Origin of the sequence: Marivirga salinae (assembly GCF_030503855.1) — a bacterium.
GTDB classification, from domain to species: domain Bacteria; phylum Bacteroidota; class Bacteroidia; order Cytophagales; family Cyclobacteriaceae; genus Marivirga; species Marivirga salinarum.
On the sequence record NZ_CP129971.1, the window covers coordinates 4,238,156 to 4,264,279 of the forward strand.

A 26,124-nucleotide genomic window follows, 5' to 3' on the forward strand; every position below is an offset into this window, starting at 1 on the left:
TCTCCCTTATCTAATTTATTCCTTAACAAATTTACGTTTTACAGTTCCCCGTTTACTTTTGAGGATTAATAAATATACCCCTTTCCTTAAATCACTTACATCTATTGAAGCATTTTGCTCGTTAGTTTCCTCACTCTTTATTAAAGTACCATTTACTTCATAAACCCTTATTGTAGTAGTTCCGTGATGAATAGTCCCTAAATCGAGTTTAAGTCGATTCGAAACTGGGTTAGGATAAAGCTTGGTACTAAAAGCATCCTTAACAGATAAAACTGTTTCTGTGACTTCGAAAGGTTCAGACATAAATCCACAGCCATTCAAGATTGCTTCAACAGAATAAATACCTGTTGAATTGACTAATGGTCGTTCTTGAGTAGATAACTGATTCCCATCCTCATCATACCAAATGAGACTGTTATATCCAATATTTTGAACAAATAGTTCAAGGTCTCCATTGCTAAGTCTGTTAGATTCAATTACCGGATTCTCTGACTGCACCACACTACTTGAAATATTAATTGCAGAGCTCGTAACAGGATCACAAAGCCCACTGACTACACATCGATAATCAGCATCAATATTTTCGCTTGTCACTACAAATCTCAAAGTATCATCATTAACTGAGGAATATAAATCATCTGCCGTCAAATCAGTAAAGCCATCGCCTAAATCAATCTGCCACTGGTAGTTTAATGACTTACCCTGAGCTTCTACAAACACATAGGTTTCATCGTTAATGCAAACCGTAGTACCCATTTCTTGCGACTCACTCCGCAGACTACTAATCGTAACTTCATTCATAATAAATTGCACGGGATCACTTTCTGCAATTTGCTCACAATTGGATCCATTTATAATTCTGGATTTGAAATAGTTTCCTGAATATTCAATATTATTATAGTTGTTACCGTCAAAAAATATAGAATCATTATCATCAGATGTAGAATTGCTGCCTCCTGTATAGAAGTTGAAGGTTCCCTCTTCTCCACTTGCTGAAGTTAACCATTGGTATATCAGATTGTCACCTTTTGCTATTACACCAAATACAGCTACTTCTCCCTGATCATAACAAATAGTTTGATCTTCAGGGTGAGTTTCAATAACAGGAGCCTCTTCAATGAATAATTGTGAAGTATCAGAATAGAAGTTGGAAGAACAGCCAGTAATGGATAATCTATAATAATTCGAATCTAAATCTATTGCAGCAGAATCGATTTTAAGCACACGATCGGCAGCCCCTGTATAAAATTCATTATCAATGACATCGGTAAATGTATTTCCATCAGAAGAAACCTGCCACTGAAAGCTAAAGTAGTCAGCATTTATTCCATCGTAGTTAGACAATGTTCTTTGTATAGAGCCAAATCCATCTTGACAAACAGTAAGGTCACCTGTGCTGTTAGTGGTAGTGTAATTTGGATCAGAGTAAACTGTTAACCTTGCACTTTGTGATATACTTTCGCACAAATCATTTTCGGAAGAAACTACACATCGATACAATATATCACTTGAACCTGTATTGTTCATGACTCTAAGTGTATCATCATTTACTCCTAAATGATTACCATCTTCGGTTAATGAAGTATAGACTCCCCCTGAGTTTGAAATCAATCTATATTCCCATTGGTAAGTTACATTTGGCTGGTCTGATTCGACAATAAAAAGAGTCTCCTCGTTTTCACAGCTTTTAACATCATCACTAATCGTCAATTCAGGACGTCTATCAATGATAGACTGGACAGTATCAGATATTTCGGCACATGGCATTATTACAGCTCTATATTGTAGGTCATTGTTCTTCTGAGTAGCAACAAACGTTAATGAATTAGATTTTTCATCAGGAATATTGATAAAGCCATTACCATTAATAGAGTCAACCTGCCATTGCACATATTCACCGAAATCTAGATCGGTCTCTATCTGAAAGCTTAATGACCTACCATCTCCTGTAAAATCACAATCAGACTGGCGAGTGGGTTGGGTAGTAATCCGGTTTCTAGTTAATTCCTTTTCAATAATAATTAAACGAGCATTTGATTCACCCATACAGTTAGTATTGATATTAGTAGCAATACATTTATAATCAACTACCCCCACACTATTAATTTGCTCCATTGTATTATTTGCACCATCCACGCTTAGTGTAGAAGTTTCAGTGCCGCTATATAAACCTCCATCTGATAAATTTTCATACGAGGAAGTATTTCTATTATAAATTTGCCATTGATAGGTTAAATCTTGATTTTCAGAGTTTGCAACATAACTTACATTCCCTCCATCACAAAGTACCACTTCAGAAGTGCCGCCATTTCCAGAAATTGAAAATTCTGGAGCTGGATTTACATTTAGCGTTGCCGTATTCGAAATGACTTCAGTTTCACAACCAGCTGCAACAAGCCTAAACTGATAACCATCCGATTCAAGAGAATTAATATTATTTAAGGTTAATGTGCTAGTGAATACATTTTCATTGTTCCCATTTTCAGGAAGATCAACGAAACCACTACCCGTTAAAGAATCAACTTGCCATCTTAAGTTTCCGGAATTACCAGAAATAGCAGCAGAAAACTGGATCCCATCATCATATTGGCAAGCAGTAACATTAGTTGGTTGAGTAGTAAAACTAGGATTTTCAGTTACAGGCAAAACAACATTTTGGGACGTTTTACTACAATTCCCATCCGATATTATGACACGATATCGGTTTCCATTTAAGGATGTTGTTATATTATTGATAATTAGTGTATTGGAGTTTGTATTAGCGTAAGTAGCATCATCGCTTAAATCCGTATAAAGACCTGAGCCTGAATTAGTATTCACTTGCCATTGATAAGTCAATCCTGTTCCACTTGCATCAACGCTAATATCTCTTGATTCACCCACACAAGCATTTGTTACTTCAGGTTCAGTATTGATAGTGATAGTTTCACATAAACCTAATTTTGCAATTGTATTAGCAGTCTTTCCTCCGTAAATATCAAAATCCCCTACCGCAATAAATTCATCAGAAGTTTCATTATATAGAATACTTTTTACATTTGAAGTAGTGCTACTCTCAAAATTATTAGCGGCAAAAAAGTCGGTCTTTGACAAAGTTGCAGGATCACCATAGACAACACCAAATTCTCCTGAAATAAAAAAGTAATCATCATTATCATCAACTATCAAATCTGTCAATTCAACTGGAGCAGTTCCATTTGTAGAAACAAAATTATCATCTACATAGGTGCCGTCAGATTGATATTTTACAAAAACAACGCCAGCACTAGATGTATTTTGAATGGTATAAACATCTCCACTACTATTAACTTCAATTTCTGCAATTGGTCTTGAACTAATGATATGTTGGGCGTAATTAGGTACAAAGTTTTGATCAAAATTACCAGTCAAATAATCAAATCTGGCAATATTAATCGGACTGAAAATTCCAACTGAATTAAATCTCCCAACAATATATACATCATTATTATTGTCAACCGCTATGTCCTTAACAGCTGCACTGGTCCCAGTAAGTGTTCTTACTGAAAAATCATTATCTTCTGCACCTGTGGAACTCAAGTGCTGAGCAATTTCGATATCACCGCTTACTTCTTGACCAATATATAGCTTGCTTAATTGATCATCCAAACCTAATTCTTGAATAGTGCCTCCAGCAGATAAATTGGTCCGACTGAAATTAAACCCCCCATCAATAGTGCCGGTATTATCTATTTTTAAAACTTCAGCAGCAAATGTTCCTGAAATATAAATATTATCACTAGCATCTATTTCCATATCAGTTATGCTAGTACCAGAAAAAGTAGCACTTAAATCGCCAAAACCTACATCTAAGGTTCCGTCAGCATTCAATCTGACCAAACCTTCTCTGGCGGTACCATTGTAGCCTGTAAAATCACCAGCAACAATATACTTCCCATTCGAATCCATCAACACAATATTTGGAGAGCCTCCTGTAAAGCCGGCATCCGCATTACTATTGAAGTTTTCATTTAGTTCATAAATTTGAGCATTAACTATAAAAACAGTATTTAAGAATAAGAAAATACTAAAAAGTGACTTATAGAATAAATTCATGATACACTAATATTTTTGATGATTTACAATTGTAAATATCCTAAATACTACTGTTTTATTTATACCTCTTTTGAGGTATTATATAATTTATTCAGCTGTATTATAAATTATTTAATTACAATTTGAATTAAAACACCCTTTTCATGACTTCCGTCATGTAATATGAGCTCACCATTAATCAGCTTTATCCTATTGTGGATATTTAAAAGTCCAATTCCCTTTTCAGCTTCTTTTAATTGAAATCCAATACCATCATCAATATATTGAATCATAATACCTTCTTTGGAACAGAAAAATTGAAATCTAACATTATTAGCTTTACTATGCTTGATTGCATTTTGAATTAATTCCTGAACAATTCTAAAAATATGGAGGGTAACTTCACTGGATGGATTATAGTGCTCCCAGCCATAGAAGTAACTGGAAAAGCTTATTTTATCATTTGAGGATAAAACACACAATTCAGTAATCTCATATTTTAAATCTTTGTTTTTTAGTTGAGGGGTAATTAAACCGTGGCTTAAATTTCTGACTGCATCCACAGTTTGTTGGAGAAGGTTTCGCAAATATTGATTATCCTTAGCTATTTGTTGTTTTACAACAGCCAAATTAGCCCCAATCATATCATGCAACTCACGACCAACTAAATTGCGCTCTTTTTCCTGACTTTCAACTGTTGCGAGAAGTAAATTCCTTTGATGAAGCTTTTGGGCTCGGACCAAAGAAGTTCTCTCATTATAAATCTTATAATTCTCTCTCGCCACAAGAAATAAAAAGGTGAAAATTTCTATTATTGACATGACCAATAGTATGGCATACACATTAATACTTTCACTTTGAATGACTCCTAAATTTGGAAAGGTATTTGTCAACCAAAACACTGTAACGTAGAAAGTATAGATTGCCAATAGCAAAATAGCATTAGGTTTCTTTAAAAGGGCGGCTCGAAATAAGAAAACTAATTGAAAAACAAATATTAAAGCTGAAACATAAATTGCGTAATACGTAATGATGAGCAAGATTTTAGTATCCTTAATAGGATCAAATAGTACCAGAATAAATAAAATGCAGAAACCAAAAACCAAATATATCATGAATTTCCACATTTTAGGATTAAGCTTTTTTATTGGAGTTAGCGCATTCAAAAACATCGGAAATGAGTAGACTACTAATATATTTCCCAAATGCTTTATATCTATTATAGTATTTCTGTTGTCCTGGTTAATAAATAAAAAGTAATCCCCAGTTTCCACCCCTACAAAAAGTATAATTCCAATTAGTAAAAGCGTATAATAAAGGAATAACCTAGTTTTAATAAAAAAGAAAAGGATAGAAGATAATATTATTGAAAACAGCATTATTCCTTTCCAAAACCATTTTAGAGAATGATAATCATTATTAACTTCTCTCATTTTGCTTTCAGAAAGCAAAAATAAGTTAGCCCTTAATGGTAAGTAGCGGTGATCAAGCCTAAGGTATAGTTGATAAGTTGAATTTGGCTGCAAATTTAATTTAAAAGGATAACCACTTGATTCAATAACCTTTTCATCGTAAGGTCGAGCAGTCCCTGTTTTAATTTGACGAATAACTTTGCCCGTATTAACCACATACAAATCAATATACTCTATGTGGTGATAAGGTATATATAAAAATTTCTCGATAAATTGATCGCTTGCATTCTGAATATTAAATTTTATCCATTGAGGATGTTCGGCAATACCAAAATTCAAATTTGCCGCTTCCCCACCTTTCCAATCAAAATTAATTACATCATTTATCTCAGCTGAATCAGTTAAATCTGAGTAGGTTTGGAAATTACCTGAAACTTTAAAAATATCCTCTAGTTGATTTACGTTTATCGGATTAGCACAAAAAAGCATATTGGGAATCAGCAAGAATATTATCAGCAACCGCATCATTTTATTAAAAAATTTTGCTTTGCATAACTGATAATATCACTTAAATCATGCATTCCAAGCTTCGTTCGAATGTTTCGCTTATGAGTTTTAACGGTTTCCAATCCAACAGATAAATAATCTGAGATCTCTAAATTACTGAAGCCTTTTACCATCAATAGAATAATTTCCTCCTCTCTGGCAGAAATATTATTCAATTGATTAGAATATTTACTGTAAAATTCCACAATTCTGGGTGAGTAAAAATGCTGCCCTTTTAAGATTGCATTTATTGCTTCCGATAAATAATCATCATCATCTTTCAATAGGTAGCCATCAATTTGAAGTTCTTTACATTTTTTTATAATTGATAGCTTTTTATGCATGCTAATGACCAAAACAGGGAGGTTAGGAAAAGATCTCCTTAAACCATTAAAAAAAGTGAATACATCTTCACCAGGAAGTTCAATATCGCAAATTAATAGATCAAGCTCAGATAGAGTAGATCTATGAGATTGAAATTCAAGAATAGAACCAAAACAATTAACATTTGAATTTTTAAACCCTTGAGAAATAAGCTCTTCAAGGCCTTTCAGAAATAAGGTGTGATCATCTACTATTGCAAAGTTAAGTGGCTGTTTCATGGAGGCACTCGTACATTCTCCATGAAAAGTTAAATATTATTATAAATTTTCGCAATTAAATCTAATTATTTTTAGACTTATGTAGATATTATATACTTTAGTTACTTAATAAAATTTACTTAAGAACTATCTTGTGCTCTCCTTCAACATGTTGTATATGGCAACAATCTTTACCTATAACCATTTTATGCTCTACAACATTTTTACCATTAAGCATACCATAGAAAATTACTTCATTCCCATCAAAATCTAATACATCCATTTGACCATCAGTAGCTACAGGGTAAATTCCATTATTTGGCTCATACACATCATCAGGGATTTCAATTTTCTCACCATCAATTTCACTATAAAATTCATCTAGAATAATTGCTTCACCTGCTTTATCTCTAATTTCCAAATTAATAATCCTGAATTCCATAGTACACATGATATCAGGATCACATGGGTTATTTTTTTTATCTTGAGTATTAGATTTATTATTATCCTGACAAGTAGCCGCCATTGAAATAAAACAAAATAGTACTAATAGATTTTTCATTATTCTTCGATTACAATTTTATCATCTCCTGCTATTAATTGAACATGACAGCAATCATGTCCAATCACCATTTGGTGCTCTACTATATTACGACCACCTTTTTCTCCTACAAAAATCAAAGTAGTTCCTTCTCGCTCTACCTCATCCATTTCAGTATCAGTAAGTACAGGATAAATCCCTGTACCTAATTGAATATCATTTAACTCATATTCAAATTTTTTCCTGGAATCATAAAAGGTGTAAAAATCATCTAATACTATAGGATCACCTTGTTGATTAGTAATTTCAAGTGAAATAGTTACAAATTCCTCAGTACAAATTATGTTGCCATCGCAATCGTCCGAATCCAAATTTTCATCTTCACATGAAAAAAACGAAACTGAAAACAACACCAATAGTATTTGTAAATAACTGATTTTCATAACCTTAATTTTCCTTGTTAACGGTGTCTATCCTCTAATATTTTCACCACATCCTGTAATTTATAGCCTTTAGCTTGTAATAAAATCAGATAATGAAATAATAAATCTGCAGATTCATTCAAAAATAATTCCTCATTATCATCTTTGGCTTCAATTACAACCTCAACAGCTTCCTCTCCTACTTTTTGAGCAATTTTATTGATCCCTTTATCAAATAAACTTTTAACATAAGACTTTTCATCATTTCCATTCTTACGCTCCTCAATAACAGCTTCCAGTTGATTAATGAAACCAATGCTTTCATTTTTCTCATCCCAACAAGTGTCAGCACCTGTATGGCAAGTGGGGCCATCTGGCTTAGCTTTAATTAAAAAGGTGTCCTGATCACAGTCTAAAGAAATATCTACTAAATGGAGATAGTTTGAAGAAGATTCACCTTTCATCCAAAGCCTTTGCTTAGATCTGCTGTAAAAAGTCACTTTACCAGTTGATTGAGTTTTTTCCAAAGCCTCTTCATTCATATAGCCTAACATTAGGACTTTTCCTGTAATAGAATCTTGAATGATGGCCGGCAGTAAACCATTTTCACCTTTTGAAAAATCGGGTTTTTGCATAACTAATATTATTAAAATCTAATGATTAGATTCTTGTAGGTATATTTTTACTCTTTAAAAATGTTTTTAATTCAGGAATTCCAATTTCTTTGAAATGGAATATACTGGCAGCTAAAGCCGCATCAGACTTCCCATTTGTAAAGGTATCACAAAAATGTTGCATATTCCCTGCCCCGCCAGAAGCAATCACAGGAACATTCACCAATGATGAGATTTTAGATAATAATTCATCTGCAAAACCGGCTTTAGTACCATCATGATCCATTGAGGTTAATAGAATTTCACCTGCGCCTAATTCAACGGCTTTTTGAATCCAAGTTTCGGTCTCTAATTCAGTAGGTTTTGATCCACCATGCGTATGCACAATATTCTTATCCCCTACTTTTCTGGAATCTACAGCCACCACTATGCACTGTGAGCCAAATTCATTCGCCATGTCTTTAATAATCTGAGGATTTCGAACGGCTGCAGAATTAATAGATACCTTATCTGCTCCAGCTGCCAAAAGCACTGAAACATCCTCTACTGTACTAATTCCTCCGCCTACTGTAAATGGAATATTAATAGCTTCGGCTACTTTTTCAACTAGCTCAACCAAAGTTTTTCTTTTTTCATTAGTGGCGGAAATGTCTAAAAACACTAATTCATCCGCTCCTTCTTCAGCATAAATTTTAGCCAATTCAACCGGATCACCAGCATCTCTTAACTCCAAAAAATTGACACCTTTCACGGTACGACCATTTTTGATATCCAAACAAGGGATTATTCTTTTTGTAAGCATATTATTGAAACTGCTTTAATTCTGATAAGTTTATTCTCTTTTCATAAATAGCTTTGCCAACGATAGCACCGTAAGCCCTCATTTCTTCCAGGATTTGTAAGTCTTTTAAGTTACTTACGCCTCCGCTGGCTATCAATTTAACATCTGGAAACCTATCTAAAATATCTTGGTACAATTTATTTGAAGTGCCTTGCAATGCACCATCTTTAGAAACATCAGTGCAAATCACATACTTTAATCCTTTTGCTAAATAATGCTCTAAAAAATCAAAAATATGCTTTTCAGAACTTTCTTGCCAACCGTGGATAGCAATATGCTCTCCTTTTACATCAGCACCCAAAATAATCTTTTCTCCTCCAAATTCTTCAATCCATTCGGTAAATAAAGCTTCATTTTTAACGGCAATGCTTCCTCCGGTTATTTGATTTGCACCAGCATCAAATACGGCTTTTAAATCTTCTGTACTTTGAACTCCTCCACCAAAATCTATGGTTAAATTAGTATTCTCCGAAATGGATTTTAGTACCTCCAAATTCACCACCTTTTTTGCTTTTGCTCCATCTAAATCCACTAAATGTAATCTCTGGATTCCAGCTGCTTCAAATTCTTTGGCAACTTCTAAAGGATTATCGTTGTATTCTGTTTTCTGGTTGTAATCCCCTTTGGTAAGGCGGACACATTTTCCATCAATGATATCAATGGCTGGTATTATATGCATAATCTTATAATTCGAATAAAAAATTCTTTAAAAATTGCTCTCCTGCTTCCGCACTTTTTTCGGGATGTGGCTGAATAGCATAGAAATTGTCCTTATGGAGAACATTACTAAAAGGCAACATATATTCCGTTTGTGAAATCGTTTGATTACATAATTCAGCGTAGTAGGAATGCACAAAATAGAAATATGCTGGTGATTTTATCCCCTTAAAAATAACATCTTCTGATATACTTCCAGTATTCCATCCCATATGGGGTACTTTTAATTCATTGGGAAATTTCTTCACTTTAGCATCAAAAATACCTAAGCATTCTGTATCTCCTTCTTCAGAATGACTACATAATAATTGCAAACCTAAACAAATCCCCAAAAAAGGACCCTCTATGGATTGAATCACTTTATCTAGACCTCTATCCTTCAAATATTTCATGGCAGACATAGCTTCTCCTTGTCCAGGAAAAATTACTCGATCTGCTGCTAATATCTCATCAGGATTATCCGTTAAATTTCCTTCAATTCCTAATCGCTTTAATGCCAACATTACTGATTTAATATTGCCCGCATTATATTTTATTATTGCTACTTTCATTTATTGTATTATATATTAGCGCATTTAATAAATCTTGAACTAGAGGGTATCAAAAGTAATCTATTGATATTGATTTCATTATCGCACCTAGAACAATTGCCGAATTTAGGAGAATCATAAAGTGAAAGCCACCTATGCAAACCATTTAATTCGCTCTCAGTCTTTTGAATTTGAGATTCACTGATCGCTTTATTGTTAATATAATCCATTCGACTCAATCTACCTACAGCATTATCCAGACCTTTAGGCTTACTTGCTTCTCTTAGTTCCTTTATGGAAGCTTTAAATTCTATTAATTTAGCTTCCATCTTTTCCTTTAATTACAATTTCTCTTCTTCAGTCATAACACTGTTTTCATCACTAAAAAATGCAAGTTACTAATTGTATTCTTAACCTTTGATAATATTATGATGAAGCTCAAAATTTTATTTTTAATAGGTAAGAACCATTTATATGTATCTACGTTTAATGTTTATACATACATTTTTAAACGAACTTAATAAATAAACAATTATGGCAACTAAATGGAATATTGATCCAACTCACAGTGAAGTGCAATTCAAAGTTAAGCACTTAGTAATCTCAACCGTAACAGGACAGTTTAATAAATTTGAAGGGAGCTTAGAATCAGATAATGAAGATTTTGATGGTGCAAAAGCTGAATTTAAATTAGAGGCCGCTAGTGTTGATACCAACGTTTCAGATAGAGATAACCATCTGAAATCAGCTGAGTTCTTTGATGCTGAAAAATTTCCACACATTAAATTCACTAATGGGAAACTAACAAAGTCAGGCGATAACTATAAATTAATGGGAGACTTAACCATTAAAGATAATACTAAATCGATCACACTTGATGTAGAATATGGCGGATCAATGGTTGACGGATATGGTCAAAACAAAGCTGGTTTTGAAATTACAGGAAAAATCAACAGAAAAGAATTTGGTTTGACATGGAATGCTGTAACCGAAGCTGGCGGAGTAGTAGTTGGCGATGATGTTAAATTAATATTGAACGTACAAGTAACACAATCATAAAAATAAAAAGGGCTGGTTTAAAACCAGCCCTTTTTATTTTTATCTTCTTCGGTTTCTATTAAAGAGACCACCACCTCTTCGACCTCTTTTAGGCTTAATATTATATCTTTTCCCACCAGGGCTAAATATTCTATTTAATAGCGCACCTTGAATATAAAATTCAGCTTTAACATTAAAAGTCATATAATAATCATCACTTTCAGGATTCCCTCTTACGTTATCTCGGCTGGTCCCGTTGGGATCCGATAGAGCAGCTGCAATGGCCTCTTCATCGCTATTTTGCCAATCAAATTGGTCTAAATCAGGATAACCTCTTCCACTTACATCATCTAAATAATCAGTAAATGTAATTCTACCAGTAACCTCTGCTGTAACATCAAGAAAACTTGTGACTTTAACTCTTACACCAGCACCAACTGGAATAACCATAGCAAAACGATCATATGTGTTAGGTCTTTCAGTTTGATATTGACGTAATGAAACCATTTCTCCTGCCCTTGGCACAGCTCTTAGTGTATCACCTGCTTGATTTCTTAAAAACTCAGGAACCTCTGCTCGGGGATCAAACAAAAGCACCCCTATTCCAGCAGATACATATGGATTTATAAATTTCCTTTGTGTAAATCGATTCGGTACACCAAATAAGCTAATTGTTGTAAAAGCCGATAACTCCAAATTATTAGAAACAAATGACAACCCACGAGAACGTGTATTTAATTCTGGATCTAAATTAGCATCATCACCCGAAAGTTGAAAAGCCATTAAATTTACTCCTACATTAATTCTGTCGGCTACCCGATATTGCAACCCTCCTACAATATTTAATTTTGTATCAAAATAAGAACCCGGATTTGTTAAATCCCCTAACATATGAGCATAGCCTACACCACCAGTAGCCATCCATTTCCTACTTATTCTACTTGAATAGAAACTTTGCGCGACAATATCTTGCACAAATAATATTAAAATCGATATGATGAGGAGCTTCTTCATAAAATTCTTCCAATAACAAATATAAATATTTTTTTAGAATATATCATAAAGGATAGACTTTATCCTGATAAATTTAAAAAACTTAAAAATTTTCAAGCATTCAAAGCTTTTTGTTCTATTTAATAGATACAAATCAATTGAATTTTTGTTTTTTTGAATATGTTAAAACTAGCTGCTATTGACATTGGTTCCAATGCTATTAGAATACAATTAACCAGAGTAACGCTTTATCAAGGGAATATTACATTTAAAAGACTTGAGTATGTTCGTTTCCCGCTAAGATTGGGACAAGATGTTTTCACAACAGGAAGAATAAGCGAACAATCTAAAATCAAATTTCTTAAATTAATGCAGGCCTTTAAGATTCTCATAGACCTTTATGAGGTTGATGATTATATGGGCTGTGCTACTTCTGCCATGCGTGAAGCCGAAAATGGGAGATATTTAATTGATCAAGTGAAAGCAGAGTTAGATTTAGAAATCGACATTATAGATGGTAACAAGGAAGCTTATATGATCAATAAAGCCATATTTCCTTATATGGATGAAAAAGCTTATTTGCATATTGATGTTGGGGGCGGAAGTACTGAATTCAATTTTTATCAAAATAATGAAAAACTCTTATCAAGGTCATTTCGAATTGGCTCGGTAAGGCACTTGGAAACCGATAGTAGCCACCATATGTGGGATGAAATGAGGAACTGGATCGAGCAAAAAGTGATTAAAAAATCAGTTAAAATTCATGCTATTGGAACTGGTGGAAACATTAATAAAGTAAAGGATTTAGCAAGAAAAAAAGCGGGGAAACCCATTAGCTTAAATAAAGTTAAGGAAATTCAAAAGTATATTAAAGGATTTGACATGGAGGAAAGGATCAATAAACTACAATTAAATCCTGATAGGGCTGATGTTATCATTCCCGCCTTGGATATCTACATTAATGCTATGGCTTGGTCAAAATCACCAAGTATAATTGTGCCGGACAGTGGGCTTAAAGATGGGATTATGCAGGTGTTATTTGAGCGGAATAAAGAGATATTAAAATGATCTATTTAGCAGCAACAGCCTCCACCTCAACCAATAATTCTGGACGAGCTAATTTATAAACACCTATTGTAGAACGTGCTACTTTATTAGGGTTTTCTTCATTATTGAAATACTCCCCATAAGCTTTAAACCAAGCATCCCAATCAATTTCACCAGTTTCATTAGGCGCTAAGTAAACTCGTAAGAAGAACACATCTTCCATTTTGTACCCTTCTGCTTCAATAATTTCTTTTATTCTCTTTAAAGCGCCTATACTTTGTTGATATGTATTTCCATATTTAGACATGTCTCCTGACGGGGCATCAGGATTTAATACCTCACTTACTAATCCTGATGTATAGAAAATATCTTTTCCTTCAGGTATAAAAACACCCTTTAAAATGCTGGAATCAGTCCGGTCAATTCTTCTGATTTCTTTAGATTCTTTATCCTTTTGGCAAGAAAACGATATTAAAGCCACTAAGATTAAAACAATGCTATTTTTCATAATCAGAATTTTTAAGAGTGAAACGTTTTATAATGGATAGCTGAAGTATAAAAAGATTATCATTATTATCTGGATTTCCGAAATTGGAAATATTATCTAAATAATCAGTTTGAGGATTTAGAAATCCAGTTCTCAGATGAATACCAAAATCATTAGGTAAGAAATAGTAAGCATTAAATGTGGTAGGCAACAGAACCGTAAAATTAGAATATTCTTCACCCTGAGCACGACTATCAAGTTGATTGGCTAAGTTATTATTATCTCTATCGTAAACTGCAAACCTCATGAATCCAAAACCTTGAGACAAGTAAATTGAGTAATTAGGCTTCTTGAGAATGTGGAAACTTGGTTCTATATGTAGCGACTGATAATTTGTTCTAGCAAAGTCATTGAGTTGAAATTCACTTTGATCGAAGAAGCGGACTTCTCTATTCTCGGATTGCACCTCTCCTGCACTGAACCAAATCCCAACATTTAGCCACCGGTTTGGGGTAAATTGCATAAAAGCCGATAGCTGAACTCCTGGCTTTTTGTAAGTAGGCTCTAAATCTGTTTTGGGAATACTAGATCCAAAGCTAATCCCTGCAAATTTTGTGAAAGTGGAATCTTGTCCAGAAACAGAAAAAGCAAGCAGGAAACATATAAAAGTCAATATTCCTGCTTGCTTTCTCATATAATATGAATTATGTTTTATTTATTTTCCACTTTTCAATTTAGTGAAATCATAATCATCTAAAAACTTAGTAGTAAAATTACCAGATTTGAAAATCTCATTATCCATCATTTCGATATGAAAAGGAATAGTAGTTTTCACTCCTTCAATCACGAATTCTTCCAGTGCTCTTTTCATTCTGACCATCACTTCTTCTCTAGTTTGCCCTGAAACAATCAGCTTGGCAATCATCGAATCGTAGAATGGAGGAATAGTATAACCAGCGTAAACATGACTGTCAACTCTTACTCCATGACCGCCTGGTAAGTGTAAATTTGTAATTTTCCCCGGGCTTGGTCTGAACCCATTAGCAGGATCTTCAGCATTAATTCTACATTCCATTGCACAAAGGTGCGGGAAATAATTTTCTCCTGATATGGTCATTCCAGCAGCTACCTTGATTTGTTCTTTAATTAAATCAAAATCAGTAACCTCCTCAGTAATAGGGTGCTCCACTTGAATACGCGTATTCATTTCCATAAAATAGAAATTGTTGTGTTTATCCAAAAGGAATTCAATTGTTCCAGCACCTTCATATCCAACAGCTTCAGCACCAGCAATTGCAGCTTTCCCCATTGCATCACGCAATTCATCCGTCATAACAGGACAAGGAGTTTCCTCAATTAATTTTTGATGTCTTCTTTGAATAGAGCAATCTCTTTCAGATAAGTGACAAGCTCTACCATTTTTATCTCCTACTATCTGAATTTCAACGTGACGAGGTTCTTCTACAAATTTCTCTAAATAAAGCGCGTCATTCCCAAAAGATGCTCCAGATTCTTGACGAGCTGAATCCCATGCTTTTTTAAATTCACCTTCATTATTTACGATTCGCATCCCTTTACCACCACCACCAGCAGTGGCTTTTAGTATTACAGGATAGCCCATATCTTTCGCAATCTTTTTGCCTTCTTCTACGGATTCTAATAATCCTTCAGAGCCAGGTATAGTAGGAACTCCCGCAGCTTTCATAGTAGCTTTTGCAGTAGCTTTATCACCCATTTTACTGATCATTTCAGGATCAGCACCGATAAATTTTATACCATATTCACCACAAATCTTTGAAAATTCAGCATTCTCGGATAAAAACCCATAACCTGGATGAATAGCATCTGCATTGGTGATTTCAGCAGCAGAAATAATATTTGGTATATTTAGATATGAATCTTTACTGGCAGCAGGTCCAATACAAACAGCTTCATCCGCAAAGCGAACATGCAAACTGTCTTTATCAGCTGTGGAATAAACCGCTACAGTACTGATTCCCATTTCTTTGCAAGTTCTGATAATTCGCAAAGCTATTTCACCTCTATTGGCAATTAATATCTTTTTAAACACGATTTCTTTCTTTTAATAAAACATTAAGAATAACTCTTGACTTATGAAAAATATCAAGAAGGATCCACTAAAAATAATGGTTGGTCGTATTCAACAGGCGTAGCATTATCTACCAAAATTTTCACAATTTTACCAGAAACATCTGATTCAATTTCATTGAATAATTTCATTGCTTCAACTATACAAACCGTATCACCAGCTTTTACTGAATCTCCAACATTAACAAAAGCAGGATTGTCAGGGTTTGGCGTTCTGTAGAATGTTCCAATCATTGGAGATTTGATAGCTACATATTTATCATCATCAGAAGCTGCCGGTTTTTCTTCTCCTCCTGAACTTGGTGCAGGCGCTGGAGCTGCTGAAGGAGCAGGTGCTGCTGCAGGTTGCGGAGCTGGAGCTGCCGCTTGAACAACTTTAGCTTCAGTGTTCTTTTTAACTTTAATTTTAAATTCTTCGGTTTCTATATTTACTTCATCCAATCCGGATTTAGAAATAAAATCAATTAGGTCTTGAATCTCTTTCGCTTTCATAGCTGTTGGTTTAGTTAAAAGTCAAAATTTTTAAATTACAATTTATTTTTTTACTCTTTCTGCGTAAGAACGAGTTCTAGTATCTACCTTAATAAGTTCATCTTGATCAATAAACAAAGGTACTTTTATTTCTGCACCTGTTTCCACGGTTGCAGGCTTAGTTGCGTTAGTAGCTGTATCTCCCTTAATTCCTGGTTCTGTGTAAGTAATCTTCATTTCAACAAATGGTGGCAACTCACAACTTAAAGGTTTCTCAGTTTCGGCATGGATTAAAATATCTACTTCTTGCCCTTCTTTATATAAATCCACATTATCGATTACTTCGTCCGGAATAGAAATTTGCTCAAAAGTTTCTGTATCCATAAAGTGCATTCCAATATCATCTTTATATAAAAACTGATGCGGTCTTCTTTCTATTCTTGCTGTGGTAACTTTATGACCAGAAGTGAAAGTATTATCTAATACTTTTCCTGTAGTAAGACTTTTTAATTTTGTTCTTACGAATGCAGGTCCTTTACCTGGCTTCACATGCTGAAATTCAACGATAGTAAACAAATCGTGATTATACTCTATGCAAAGACCATTTTTAAAATCAGAAGTATCTGCCATATTATTTAAGTATTAATTTAATAAAATTATTTAGAATCGTAAGCCCATTTAATATAAACTGAGCCCCAAGTAAACCCACCACCAAAAGCAGCTAATACAATGTTGTCTCCTTTTTTCATTTGATTTTCATACTCCCACAAACATAACGGAATTGTACCACTGGTCGTATTTCCAAATTTATGAATATTAAGCATTACTTTATCTGAACTAACTCCCATCCGTCTAGCAGTGGCATCGATAATTCTTTTATTGGCCTGATGGGGTACTAACCAAGCTACGTCCTCAGAAGTTAAATTATTTTTAGCCATGATGTCTGCAGCAACCTCTGCCATATTGGTAACAGCAAATTTAAATACTTGACTACCCTCTTGATATACGTAGTGTTCTTTAGCAATCAAAGTTTCAGGTGATGCAGGTTTCCTACTCCCTCCGGCTTTCATATGAAGAAATTGTTCTCCAGAGCCATCCGTATGTAAAATTGAATCTCTTATTCCAAAACCTTCAGTGTCAGGCTCAAGTAAGACTGCTCCTCCACCATCTCCGAAGATGATGCAAGTTTGTCTATCTTCATAATCAATAATAGAGGACATTTTGTCTGCTCCAACTACGATTACTTTTTTATACTTACCTGTTTCAATGAATTGGGATGCTGTAGAAAGTGCGAAAATAAATCCTGAGCAAGCTGCTTGTATATCGTAACTAAAAGCATTCTTTGCTCCTACATTATTACTGATAACATTTGCAGTAGCAGGGAAAAGCATATCAGGAGTAGTGGTGGCACAAATCAAGAGATCTATATCTTCGGCTTTGTTACCTGTTTTTTCAAGCAATCCTTTAACAGCTTGAGTTCCTATTACTGAAGTTCCTTGATTTTCACCTTTAAGAATTCTTCTTTCCTTTATTCCGGTGCGGGAAGTGATCCATTCATCATTGGTATCTACCATTGTTTCCAACTCTTTGTTGGTCAACACATAATCTGGCACCCACCCGTGAACTCCTGTAATAGCTGCGGTTATTTTAGTCATGTTATGATTGTATTTTCTTTGGCTATTCAGCTGCTAATATATATAATAATGATTTGAAGCAAGCCAAAATATTAAGAAATGCATAGCTCCACAATAAATCAGCAGTTGATGATTTTAGAATAATTAAATTTAAACATGATAGAATGCCAAAAATAATAATTACTCAAAAAATATAGCCAATAAAAAAAGCTTTGCCGCCAAGCAAAGCTTTGAAATTTTAAATTGACTTAATTAAGCCAATACTTCTTTTTCCATTACTACATTACCTTTGTAGTAAAGTTTACCTTCATGCCAGAAAGCTCTGTGTGGCAAATGCGCCTCGCCTGTAGTAGGACAAATCGCCAATAATTTTGCCGTTCCTTTTTTATGAGTCCTTCTTTTATCTCTTCTAGTTCTAGATATTTTTCTCTTAGGATGCGCCATTTTATTCTAAATTTTAATTCTTATTTCTTTTTATTTAAATCTTTTAATGCTGCCCACCTTGGGTCAATGTTTTCTTCCTCTTCCTCAATTTCGTCTTCAGCATCATCTATGTAAACATAATCATTATGCTCTTCGTCTTCCTCTATTTCGTCAGGATGCAACTTTTTCAAAGGTATTTGCAAAGCGATGGTTTCGTAAATAAAATGCCCCACATTAATCACTTGCGTGTTTTTTGTGATGACCATTACATCCTCTTCCAACTCTTGCTCTTCCTCCCCATATTTATACAACAACTTTTTGTTGATTTCTATGGGATATTGAAACGGTTCCAAGCTTCTGTCGCTGATTAAATCAACATAACCGGAGAAATCTAAATTCAACTCCATTAGATTTTCTCTTTTATCTAATAGCGCTTGCACTATAACTTCTCCACTTTCAACCAATTCACCTTCAAACTCACTGAAAAAGGCTGAATTTACTTTAAATTCATATTCATGCTGCTTGATTCCAAGCTTATAAACCTGAATGTCGAAATCCTTCAACTTTTCCATCCCATCTGAATTAAGAGCGCAAAGATAAAAATATTATTTGATATTACTAAACTGCTTTAAGAATATTCTTTTCTATTCTTTATGATATCGATTGCCAAGAACAAGGCTTGTCGCATAGAAGTTTCATCTGCAAGCCCTTTTCCTGTTAAATCATATGCCGTTCCGTGATCGGGCGAAGTTCTTACAAAAGGAAGCCCTGCTGTAAAATTCACCCCATTTGAAAAAGCCAAGGTCTTAAAAGGAATCAAGCCTTGATCATGATACATCGCCAAAACGGCATCAAAATTTTTATATTGCTGATTTCCAAAGAAACCATCAGCCGGAAAAGGACCGAAAACTAACTTCCCTTTTTCTTTTCTTCTTTCAATTAGTGGCTTAATCATTTCTTCCTCCTCATTTCCTATCACTCCACCATCTCCAGCATGCGGGTTTAATCCTAAAACTGCAATTCTAGGTTTTTTAATCCCGAAATCATGCTTTAAAGATTTTTCTAAGACATCCAGTTTGCTATCTATTTTTTCTGAGGTTATTTTGTCGCTCACTTCCTTAATTGGAATATGACCTGTCACCACACCAACCCTTAAATCTCCATCTACTAAAAGCATCAAGCTATCTTTTACTCCTGCTTCTTGAGCGAGATATTCTGTATGTCCGGCAAATTTGAAATCTTCAGACTGTATATTATGTTTATTAATAGGAGCTGTAACGATTGCATCCACTTTTCCTTCCATTGCATCTTCAACTGCTTTTTTTATACTTATAAAAGCATATTTCCCAGCTTCTTCGGAAGATTGTCCCATGGTGATATTCACCGTTTCTTCCCACAAATTCAGCACATTGAGTTTTTTATCGCTCAATTCTTCCAGCTTTTTCAATTGAAAATAATTGAAATCCCGAATATTTAATGCTTTTCTATAATAAGAAAGGATTTTACCTGAACCATATACCACAGGAGTCATCAGCTTTATAATTCTAGGATCCTCCAAAGCTTTAATGATCACTTCAGGGGAAATACTGTTCACATCTCCGATGGTTATGGCAATGGTTGGTTTATTAAGTTCTTCCATATCTTAATTATGCGCTTGAAGTCGAATTATAAAATAATTATGATTAAATTCTGTGCAATTTAGTTTTTTTTTATCTGCTTTGAAAAATGAAGGGAGTTCGAGCGAAAAAACATTTAGGGCAACATTTTTTAAAAGATCAAAATATAGCCCAGAAAATAGTAGAAAGCCTCACAGGGCATAAAAATTACCAACATCTTTTAGAAATTGGTCCGGGCACTGGTGTGCTCAGTAATTTTTTGATCGATAGAGCAGAATATGAATTGCTTTTCATGGATGTTGATCAGGAATCAGTCGACTACCTTCAAAATCTGTATCCTGATTATAAAGATAAAATTATAAAAGAAGACTTTTTACGAATTGATTTAGGACATTATTATAAGGAGCCTTTCGGTATCATCGGGAATTTTCCTTACAATATTTCTTCTCAAATCTTTTTCAAGGTTTTGGAATATAGAGATCAAATTCCAGAAGTAGTGGGCATGATTCAGAAAGAGGTAGCTGAACGAATTGCTGCAAAAGAAGGAAATAAAACGTATGGGATTTTAAGTGTATTACTTCAAGCTTTTTATGATGTGGAATATCTTTTTTCTGTTCCGCCTAATGTTTTTAACCCTCCACCAAAAGTAACTTCAGCCGTTTTACGCTTAAAAAGAAATGAAACTCAAACTTTAAGCTGCGATGAGAAGTTGTTTTTTAGGGTTGTGAAACAAGGCTTTAATAATAGAAGAAAAACTTTAAGAAATGCTTTAAAGAGTTTCGATCTATCTGATGAAATAAAGTCATTAGATTTGTTGAATAAACGTGCCGAGCAACTGACCGTTAATGATTTTGTAGAATTGACAAACCACATTGCTAGTAATGGAGAAACTTGAGGAAAAAGAGCATATTGACCAATTTGAACTTTCAAAAGAGTATTTAGAGAAATTGCAGCTTGCCATATCTGAGCAAGATGATCAATTTATTAAAAATACACTTGATGAAACTAACCCTGCCGATATCTCCACTATTTTATTGGAGTTCGAAACGGAGGAGTCTCGCTATGTACTGGATGTATTAGAAAATGAGGTCAGTGCGGAAGTAATAAATGATTTAGATGAAGATGTTCGTTCCAAATATCTAAAGGAATTTAATACTACCGAGATAGCTGCAATGCTGAATGAATTAGATTCAGATGATGCGGTGGATATCATTAATGAGTTGCCTTTAAAAGACAGAGAAGAAGTAATTGCTTCTTTGGAAAATAAAGAAAAAGCAAAGAACATTTTAGACCTTTTACGTTATGAGGAAGACGTAGCGGGAGGTTTGATGGCAAAAGAGCTCATCAAAGCCAACGAAAACTGGTCCATTAATCAGTGTATAGAGGAAATTAGAAGACAAGCCGAAAATGTAGAGAAAATCTATTCCGTTTATGTAGTTAATGACCAAAATGTTTTGCTTGGAAGAGTTTCACTAAAGAAAATCATTTTAGCTGATGATCATTTAAAGGTAAAGGATCTTTATGATGAAGATGTTATATCGGTGGAAACCTATATGGACGAAGTGGATGTAGCGGAAGTGATGAGAAAATATGATTTGGATGCGGTTCCGGTTGTGAATGTTCAAGGTAAATTAATGGGACGTATTACCATTGATGATATCGTGGATGTTATTACCGAACTAGCTGAAGAGGAAAGACAGATGATGGCGGGTATTTCCGAAGATGTAGAGGAAGATGATAGTGTTTGGATGCTGACTCGAGCTCGTTTACCTTGGCTAATAATTGGCATGTTCGGAGGTATTTTAGGTGCTCAATTTATCGGAGTTTTTGAAAAAGATATTTTAATGGTGCCAGCCATGGCATTTTTTATTCCCTTGATTACAGCAACCGGAGGAAATGTAGGGATACAATCTTCTTCTATTGTTTTGCAAAGTTTAGCGAGCAAATCTGTTTTTGATGATTCATTTCTAAAGAGAATCACAAAAGTATTAGCTGTTGCCATATTGAATGGAATTGTAATTGCAGGAATAGTAATGGGTATGAACCTCATTTTAGGTCAAGAAATCAAGTTAGCGATTGTGGTCTCAATCGCATTATTTACGGTCGTTTTATTGGCTTCTTTTATGGGAACCGTAACGCCATTAGTGTTGGATAAATTAGGTATAAATCCTGCCTTAGCTGCTGGTCCTTTTATTACTACAGCAAATGATTTATTGGGGTTATTAGTATATTTTTCCGTTGCCCACTTCCTACTTATCTAATTAAAAAATAATGAAAATACTTGTTATAGATGAAATGCATGAAAGCATCACTCCTTTGTTGAATGAACTCAACTTAGAAGTGGATTATATGCCTAAAATAAATCGTGAGGAAATCATTTCAATTATTGGGGATTACGAAGGATTGATTGTTAGAAGTAAAACCTATATTGATGCTGAACTACTACAAAATACTAATAAACTTAAATTTGTAGCCCGTGCTGGAGCTGGTGTGGATAATGTTGAGGTTAATGAGCTAGAGAAAAGAAATATTCATCTCATAAATGCTCCAGAAGGCAATAGAGATGCCTTAGCTGAACATACTATGGGCATGTTGTTATCTCTTTTTAATAAAATCAATTTGGCTGACCAAGAGGTAAGAAACGGAAAATGGGATAGAGAAGGAAATAGAGGAGTCGAATTAATGGGCAAAACAATTGGCTTACTAGGCTTTGGCAATATGGGAGGAGCATTTGCAAAAAGACTTAGTTCTTTTGGTTGTAAAATAATAGCCTATGATGCAGAAAAAACAGGATTTTCCAATGATTATGTAGAAGAAGTAAACTTAGAAAAGATGCAAGCGGAAGCTCAAATTCTGAGTTTGCATATTCCTATGAATGCTCAAAACAAAGGAATTATCAATTCTGAATTCCTTTTAGGATTTAAAAAATTAGATTATATTATCAATACTTCTAGAGGAGAAGTTTTAATCTTAAAAGATTTATTAAAATTGTTAAAATCTGGAAAAATGAAAGGAGCCGCATTGGATGTATTAGAGAATGAAAAAATCAACTCCTTAAAAGATAGTGAACTATTTGTTTTCCAAGAACTTACAAGTTTAAAACAAGTAATATTGACTCCTCACATAGCCGGATGGTCTTTCGAATCATATGAGAAAATAAATAGAGTGCTAACCCAAAAAATTAAATTATTGGTCGAAAAACAATAATTTATATGGTTATAAATATACAAAGATGCTAAAATACCTATAAATTAGAGGATAGAATTCTATTGAGATACAGTATAGCATATGAGCAGAAGCGAATTTAAAATTATAGTAGAAGAAAAAGTTAAAAACATAACAAAGAAGCCAATTCTAACTTCTGTTATCGTTCTTGTTTTTCTTTCTATCTTAGTTTTGGGATTAAGTTTATCCTACTATTTAGAAGATTTCAGAGGTTTCTTTAAGGAAGTTCTAGCGGAAGCTCACGGTATGCTTTTCGATATTGCTATAATCGGTATATTAATTTATTGGCTAAGAGAAAACGGAGAAAAACAGCTTCGAATCAAAATGTATAAAGATGAGATTGATGATTTCCGTCAGTGGGAATCAGAAGAGGCTGCATTTAGAACTGTAGGTAATATCAAAAGATTAAATAGACATAAGATTACGGAAATCAATTTGGTAAATTGTCATATGACCAAGACCAATATGAGTCACGTTGACCTAACTGGTTCTAACCTTAATTCATCCAATTTTAGTCATGCCAATGCTATTGAATGTAATTTCTCTGGCACTAGAGCAAATCAGACTAATTTTGAAAATGCCAAAATGAATCAAGCAAATTTTGAAGGCGCATTTGCTAGTGGTGCAAACTTTAAAGATACCTTCCTTATTAAAGCTAATTTCAAGAATGCTTTTTTAATTAAATCGGATTTCACCAATGCCTATTTAATGGAGGCGGATTTAAGTAATTGCCACCTTACGGGAGCTACATTTGATGAAGCTAGTCTTTATAAAGCCAATCTAATTGGGGCTGAAGGAATAACAGCAGATCAATTGAAAAATGTAAAAACACTTTATCTAGCTGAACTTGATGACGATATTAAAAGCGAGATAAAAGAGAAATACCCTCAACTTTTAGGTAAATAGAACGTTAGCTTCTACATCTTGTTTTCAATATTAAATTCTCGTACATTTGTGTAAATATTTAGAAACAAGATAGACGGCTCATGCAAAATTGTGCCGTTTTTTTATTTTATAGAAATTTCAATTTTTAATAAGGATGAGTACAGTATCATACTACACAGAAGAGGGTTTAAGAAAAATGAAGGAAGAGCTCCATCATTTAAAAACCGTAGAAAGACCGAAAGCTTCAGCTGACATTGCAGAAGCAAGAGACAAAGGAGACTTAAGCGAGAATGCAGAATATGATGCTGCTAAAGAGGCTCAAGGTTTACTTGAAATGAAAATTAACAAATTGGAAACCGTTGTGGCTAATGCTAGAGTCATCAAAGAATCCGATGTGGATACTTCGAAAGTTGGGCTATTAACCAAGGCTAAGATAAAGAATAAGAAGAATGGCATGGAAGTAACCTATACAATGGTTTCTGAAGAGGAGGCGAATTTGAAAGAAGGTAAAATTTCTATCAAATCACCAATCGGAAAAGGAATCATGGGCAAAAAAATAGGGGATGTTGCACAGGTTGACGCTCCTGCCGGAAAAATGGAATTTGAAATTTTAGATATTAGTCTTTAATTAAATAATTATGGCAAGTATTTTCACAAAAATCATCAATAGAGAAATACCAGGACATATAGTAGCTGAAAATGATGACTATATCGCTTTTTTGGATATAAATCCATTGGTAGAAGGTCATGTTTTGGTAGTACCTAAACAAGAAACTGATTATATTTTTGATTTGGAAGATAATGTTCTTTCAGGATTGCATCTATTTGCCAAAAAAGTAGCCAAAGCTATTGATAAATCCATTAAGTGCACAAGAGTTGGAGTGGCTGTAATCGGTCTAGAGGTGCCTCATGTGCATGTGCACTTAGTGCCATTGAACTCTATGGATGATATCAATTTTAGTAAAGGCAAATTAAATCCATCAGAAGAAGAACTGAAAGCTGTAGCTGAAAAGATTAAATCTAATTTGGCTTAATATTTTCATAAAAAATATAAAAAGGGCTGATGTTGAAACATATCAGCCCTTTTTTATTTTCAAAAAACCAACTAATCCAATAGCTAATTAATTAAAAAGTAGCTTTTCTGAGATATTATCATAATCTAACCACATTAAAGTTAATGCAGTCGTATTGATAAATCCGTGAGTCAATATAGTATACCAAATTACTTTCCTATGTTGGATAAAGATAAAACCGAAAATTATAGAGATTAAGCCTGTACTTATCACTCCACTCCAGCCTTGATATAAATGGCTGAACCCAAAAACCAAAGAAGTAAGAATGATAGCGAACCAATTTCCTGCTTTTTCAATTTGGAAAAGTTTCGATAATCTTGTAATTAAATAACCACGAAATAAAATCTCTTCAATAAACCCTCCTACTACCCATCCAATCAATAGCACACTTAAATAATTGATGAAATTATTACGAATGCCATCATAAGCTGTCAAATCAACTTCTGCGGCTGTAATTATTTCAATAACAGGATTAACTACAATCTGAAAACTTACTTCAATTAGGATTCCATAAATTAGGCATAAAAACACTGTTTTGATCCAACCATCCTTTGGACTTCTAAAGCCTATAGATTTGAATTTTTCTTTGTGGTCTTTGCCAACTAACAAATACACCAGAACAATAATAAATCCGATCAATACGCCTATTGGAGGAAAAGCCAATGCAACTAAAAGGCACGCTATTGCTAAAAATAATTCAACTTTGCTGATTTTCTTAAAAAGTCCCATATCATTGCGCTTAAGTCACTGAAATTAGGCTTGTACTAAACCCAACATTTTTTTGTCTATTAATACAATTGTACTTTTCTAAATATATACTAAAATATAAAAATCTAATATATTATAGGTTTTGCATAGAGAAATTT

General features: G+C 33.9%; 29 protein-coding genes. 8 read left to right on the forward strand and 21 right to left on the reverse strand.

Features of this window, described 5'->3' with window-relative positions:
• Nucleotides 1-15: 15 nt before the first annotated feature.
• From QYS49_RS17840 to QYS49_RS17885, 10 genes are all read right to left on the reverse strand, one after another.
• Nucleotides 16-4,074 (reverse strand): T9SS type A sorting domain-containing protein, encoded by a 4,059-nt coding sequence (locus tag QYS49_RS17840; RefSeq protein WP_308349310.1) that lies wholly within the window; start codon nt 4,072-4,074, stop codon nt 16-18.
• A 107-nt stretch (nt 4,075-4,181) separates the two neighbouring features.
• Nucleotides 4,182-5,984 carry a sensor histidine kinase gene (locus tag QYS49_RS17845; protein ID WP_308349311.1) on the reverse strand — a complete coding sequence of 601 codons (1,803 nt, stop codon included), beginning with the start codon at nt 5,982-5,984 and terminating at the stop codon, nt 4,182-4,184.
• A 5-nt stretch (nt 5,985-5,989) separates the two neighbouring features.
• Nucleotides 5,990-6,613 (reverse strand): response regulator transcription factor, encoded by a 624-nt coding sequence (locus tag QYS49_RS17850; RefSeq protein WP_308349312.1) that lies wholly within the window; start codon nt 6,611-6,613, stop codon nt 5,990-5,992.
• A gap of 115 nt (nt 6,614-6,728) precedes the next feature.
• Nucleotides 6,729-7,154, reverse strand: a complete 426-nt coding sequence (locus QYS49_RS17855) for a hypothetical protein (RefSeq protein ID WP_308349314.1) — start codon at nt 7,152-7,154, stop codon at nt 6,729-6,731.
• Nucleotides 7,154-7,576: a hypothetical protein gene (locus tag QYS49_RS17860; RefSeq protein ID WP_308349316.1), complete on the reverse strand. Its 423-nt coding sequence runs from the start codon at nt 7,574-7,576 to the stop codon at nt 7,154-7,156. Before QYS49_RS17860 ends, QYS49_RS17855 begins: the two co-directional genes overlap by 1 nt.
• 17 nt (nt 7,577-7,593) lie before the next feature.
• Entirely contained in the window at nt 7,594-8,190 is a 597-nt protein-coding gene (gene hisIE / locus QYS49_RS17865; protein WP_308349318.1) for a bifunctional phosphoribosyl-AMP cyclohydrolase/phosphoribosyl-ATP diphosphatase HisIE, read from the reverse strand.
• A gap of 25 nt (nt 8,191-8,215) precedes the next feature.
• Nucleotides 8,216-8,971, reverse strand: coding sequence for an imidazole glycerol phosphate synthase subunit HisF (gene hisF, locus QYS49_RS17870; RefSeq protein WP_308349320.1), 756 nt, complete (start codon nt 8,969-8,971; stop codon nt 8,216-8,218).
• A gap of 1 nt (nt 8,972) precedes the next feature.
• Nucleotides 8,973-9,689 (reverse strand): 1-(5-phosphoribosyl)-5-[(5-phosphoribosylamino)methylideneamino]imidazole-4-carboxamide isomerase, encoded by a 717-nt coding sequence (hisA, locus tag QYS49_RS17875; RefSeq protein WP_308349322.1) that lies wholly within the window; start codon nt 9,687-9,689, stop codon nt 8,973-8,975.
• A 4-nt stretch (nt 9,690-9,693) separates the two neighbouring features.
• Entirely contained in the window at nt 9,694-10,278 is a 585-nt protein-coding gene (gene hisH, locus QYS49_RS17880; protein ID WP_308349324.1) for an imidazole glycerol phosphate synthase subunit HisH, read from the reverse strand.
• An 8-nt stretch (nt 10,279-10,286) separates the two neighbouring features.
• Nucleotides 10,287-10,586 carry a TraR/DksA C4-type zinc finger protein gene (locus QYS49_RS17885; protein WP_308349325.1) on the reverse strand — a complete coding sequence of 100 codons (300 nt, stop codon included), beginning with the start codon at nt 10,584-10,586 and terminating at the stop codon, nt 10,287-10,289.
• Nucleotides 10,587-10,788: 202 nt separating this feature from the next.
• On the opposite strand from QYS49_RS17885, the gene QYS49_RS17890 reads away from it, so the two are divergent.
• Nucleotides 10,789-11,316, forward strand: coding sequence for a YceI family protein (locus QYS49_RS17890; RefSeq protein WP_372587679.1), 528 nt, complete (start codon nt 10,789-10,791; stop codon nt 11,314-11,316).
• A gap of 39 nt (nt 11,317-11,355) precedes the next feature.
• Here QYS49_RS17890 and QYS49_RS17895 read toward each other — a convergent pair whose 3' ends face one another.
• Nucleotides 11,356-12,309: a hypothetical protein gene (locus QYS49_RS17895; RefSeq protein WP_308349328.1), complete on the reverse strand. Its 954-nt coding sequence runs from the start codon at nt 12,307-12,309 to the stop codon at nt 11,356-11,358.
• Nucleotides 12,310-12,468: 159 nt separating this feature from the next.
• Here QYS49_RS17895 and QYS49_RS17900 point away from each other — a divergent pair, with 159 nt between their 5' ends.
• Entirely contained in the window at nt 12,469-13,356 is an 888-nt protein-coding gene (locus QYS49_RS17900; RefSeq protein ID WP_308349329.1) for a Ppx/GppA phosphatase family protein, read from the forward strand.
• Nucleotide 13,357: 1 nt separating this feature from the next.
• Here the strand turns inward: QYS49_RS17900 and QYS49_RS17905 are convergent, their stop codons facing one another.
• The 9 genes from QYS49_RS17905 to pdxA form a co-directional block, all read right to left on the reverse strand.
• Nucleotides 13,358-13,843 (reverse strand): RidA family protein, encoded by a 486-nt coding sequence (locus tag QYS49_RS17905; protein ID WP_308349330.1) that lies wholly within the window; start codon nt 13,841-13,843, stop codon nt 13,358-13,360.
• Nucleotides 13,833-14,516 carry a hypothetical protein gene (locus QYS49_RS17910; protein WP_308349332.1) on the reverse strand — a complete coding sequence of 228 codons (684 nt, stop codon included), beginning with the start codon at nt 14,514-14,516 and terminating at the stop codon, nt 13,833-13,835. The genes QYS49_RS17905 and QYS49_RS17910 overlap by 11 nt, the downstream gene beginning before the upstream one ends.
• A 21-nt stretch (nt 14,517-14,537) precedes the next feature.
• On the reverse strand, nt 14,538-15,893 hold the full coding sequence (accC, locus tag QYS49_RS17915) for an acetyl-CoA carboxylase biotin carboxylase subunit (protein WP_308349333.1): 1,356 nt from the start codon (nt 15,891-15,893) through the stop codon (nt 14,538-14,540).
• Between the two features lie 53 nt (nt 15,894-15,946).
• Nucleotides 15,947-16,423 (reverse strand): acetyl-CoA carboxylase biotin carboxyl carrier protein, encoded by a 477-nt coding sequence (gene accB / locus QYS49_RS17920; protein WP_308349334.1) that lies wholly within the window; start codon nt 16,421-16,423, stop codon nt 15,947-15,949.
• A gap of 42 nt (nt 16,424-16,465) precedes the next feature.
• Nucleotides 16,466-17,032: an elongation factor P gene (gene efp / locus QYS49_RS17925; RefSeq protein WP_308349335.1), complete on the reverse strand. Its 567-nt coding sequence runs from the start codon at nt 17,030-17,032 to the stop codon at nt 16,466-16,468.
• A gap of 26 nt (nt 17,033-17,058) precedes the next feature.
• Nucleotides 17,059-18,057 (reverse strand): beta-ketoacyl-ACP synthase III, encoded by a 999-nt coding sequence (locus tag QYS49_RS17930; protein ID WP_308349338.1) that lies wholly within the window; start codon nt 18,055-18,057, stop codon nt 17,059-17,061.
• 231 nt (nt 18,058-18,288) lie between these two features.
• On the reverse strand, nt 18,289-18,480 hold the full coding sequence (rpmF, locus tag QYS49_RS17935; protein WP_013455314.1) for a 50S ribosomal protein L32: 192 nt from the start codon (nt 18,478-18,480) through the stop codon (nt 18,289-18,291).
• 20 nt (nt 18,481-18,500) lie between these two features.
• Entirely contained in the window at nt 18,501-19,031 is a 531-nt protein-coding gene (locus QYS49_RS17940) for a YceD family protein (RefSeq protein ID WP_308349344.1), read from the reverse strand.
• Between the two features lie 56 nt (nt 19,032-19,087).
• On the reverse strand, nt 19,088-20,098 hold the full coding sequence (gene pdxA / locus QYS49_RS17945; RefSeq protein WP_308349345.1) for a 4-hydroxythreonine-4-phosphate dehydrogenase PdxA: 1,011 nt from the start codon (nt 20,096-20,098) through the stop codon (nt 19,088-19,090).
• Nucleotides 20,099-20,184: 86 nt separating this feature from the next.
• Between pdxA and rsmA the strand changes: the two genes are divergently transcribed.
• From rsmA to QYS49_RS17975, 6 genes are all read left to right on the forward strand, one after another.
• Complete coding sequence (rsmA, locus tag QYS49_RS17950; RefSeq protein ID WP_308349346.1) at nt 20,185-20,970, forward strand: 16S rRNA (adenine(1518)-N(6)/adenine(1519)-N(6))-dimethyltransferase RsmA; 786 nt, start codon at nt 20,185-20,187, stop codon at nt 20,968-20,970.
• Nucleotides 20,957-22,336: a magnesium transporter gene (gene mgtE, locus QYS49_RS17955; protein ID WP_308349348.1), complete on the forward strand. Its 1,380-nt coding sequence runs from the start codon at nt 20,957-20,959 to the stop codon at nt 22,334-22,336. Before rsmA ends, mgtE begins: the two co-directional genes overlap by 14 nt.
• Nucleotides 22,337-22,346: 10 nt before the next feature.
• Complete coding sequence (locus tag QYS49_RS17960) at nt 22,347-23,282, forward strand: NAD(P)-dependent oxidoreductase (protein WP_308349350.1); 936 nt, start codon at nt 22,347-22,349, stop codon at nt 23,280-23,282.
• Nucleotides 23,283-23,363: 81 nt separating this feature from the next.
• Nucleotides 23,364-24,206 carry a pentapeptide repeat-containing protein gene (locus tag QYS49_RS17965; protein ID WP_308349352.1) on the forward strand — a complete coding sequence of 281 codons (843 nt, stop codon included), beginning with the start codon at nt 23,364-23,366 and terminating at the stop codon, nt 24,204-24,206.
• 133 nt (nt 24,207-24,339) lie between these two features.
• Nucleotides 24,340-24,813, forward strand: a complete 474-nt coding sequence (gene greA, locus QYS49_RS17970; protein ID WP_308349353.1) for a transcription elongation factor GreA — start codon at nt 24,340-24,342, stop codon at nt 24,811-24,813.
• 10 nt (nt 24,814-24,823) lie between these two features.
• On the forward strand, nt 24,824-25,219 hold the full coding sequence (locus QYS49_RS17975; protein ID WP_308349354.1) for an HIT family protein: 396 nt from the start codon (nt 24,824-24,826) through the stop codon (nt 25,217-25,219).
• A gap of 87 nt (nt 25,220-25,306) precedes the next feature.
• Here QYS49_RS17975 and QYS49_RS17980 read toward each other — a convergent pair whose 3' ends face one another.
• Nucleotides 25,307-25,987, reverse strand: coding sequence for a CPBP family intramembrane glutamic endopeptidase (locus QYS49_RS17980; RefSeq protein ID WP_308349356.1), 681 nt, complete (start codon nt 25,985-25,987; stop codon nt 25,307-25,309).
• Nucleotides 25,988-26,124 lie beyond the last annotated feature (137 nt).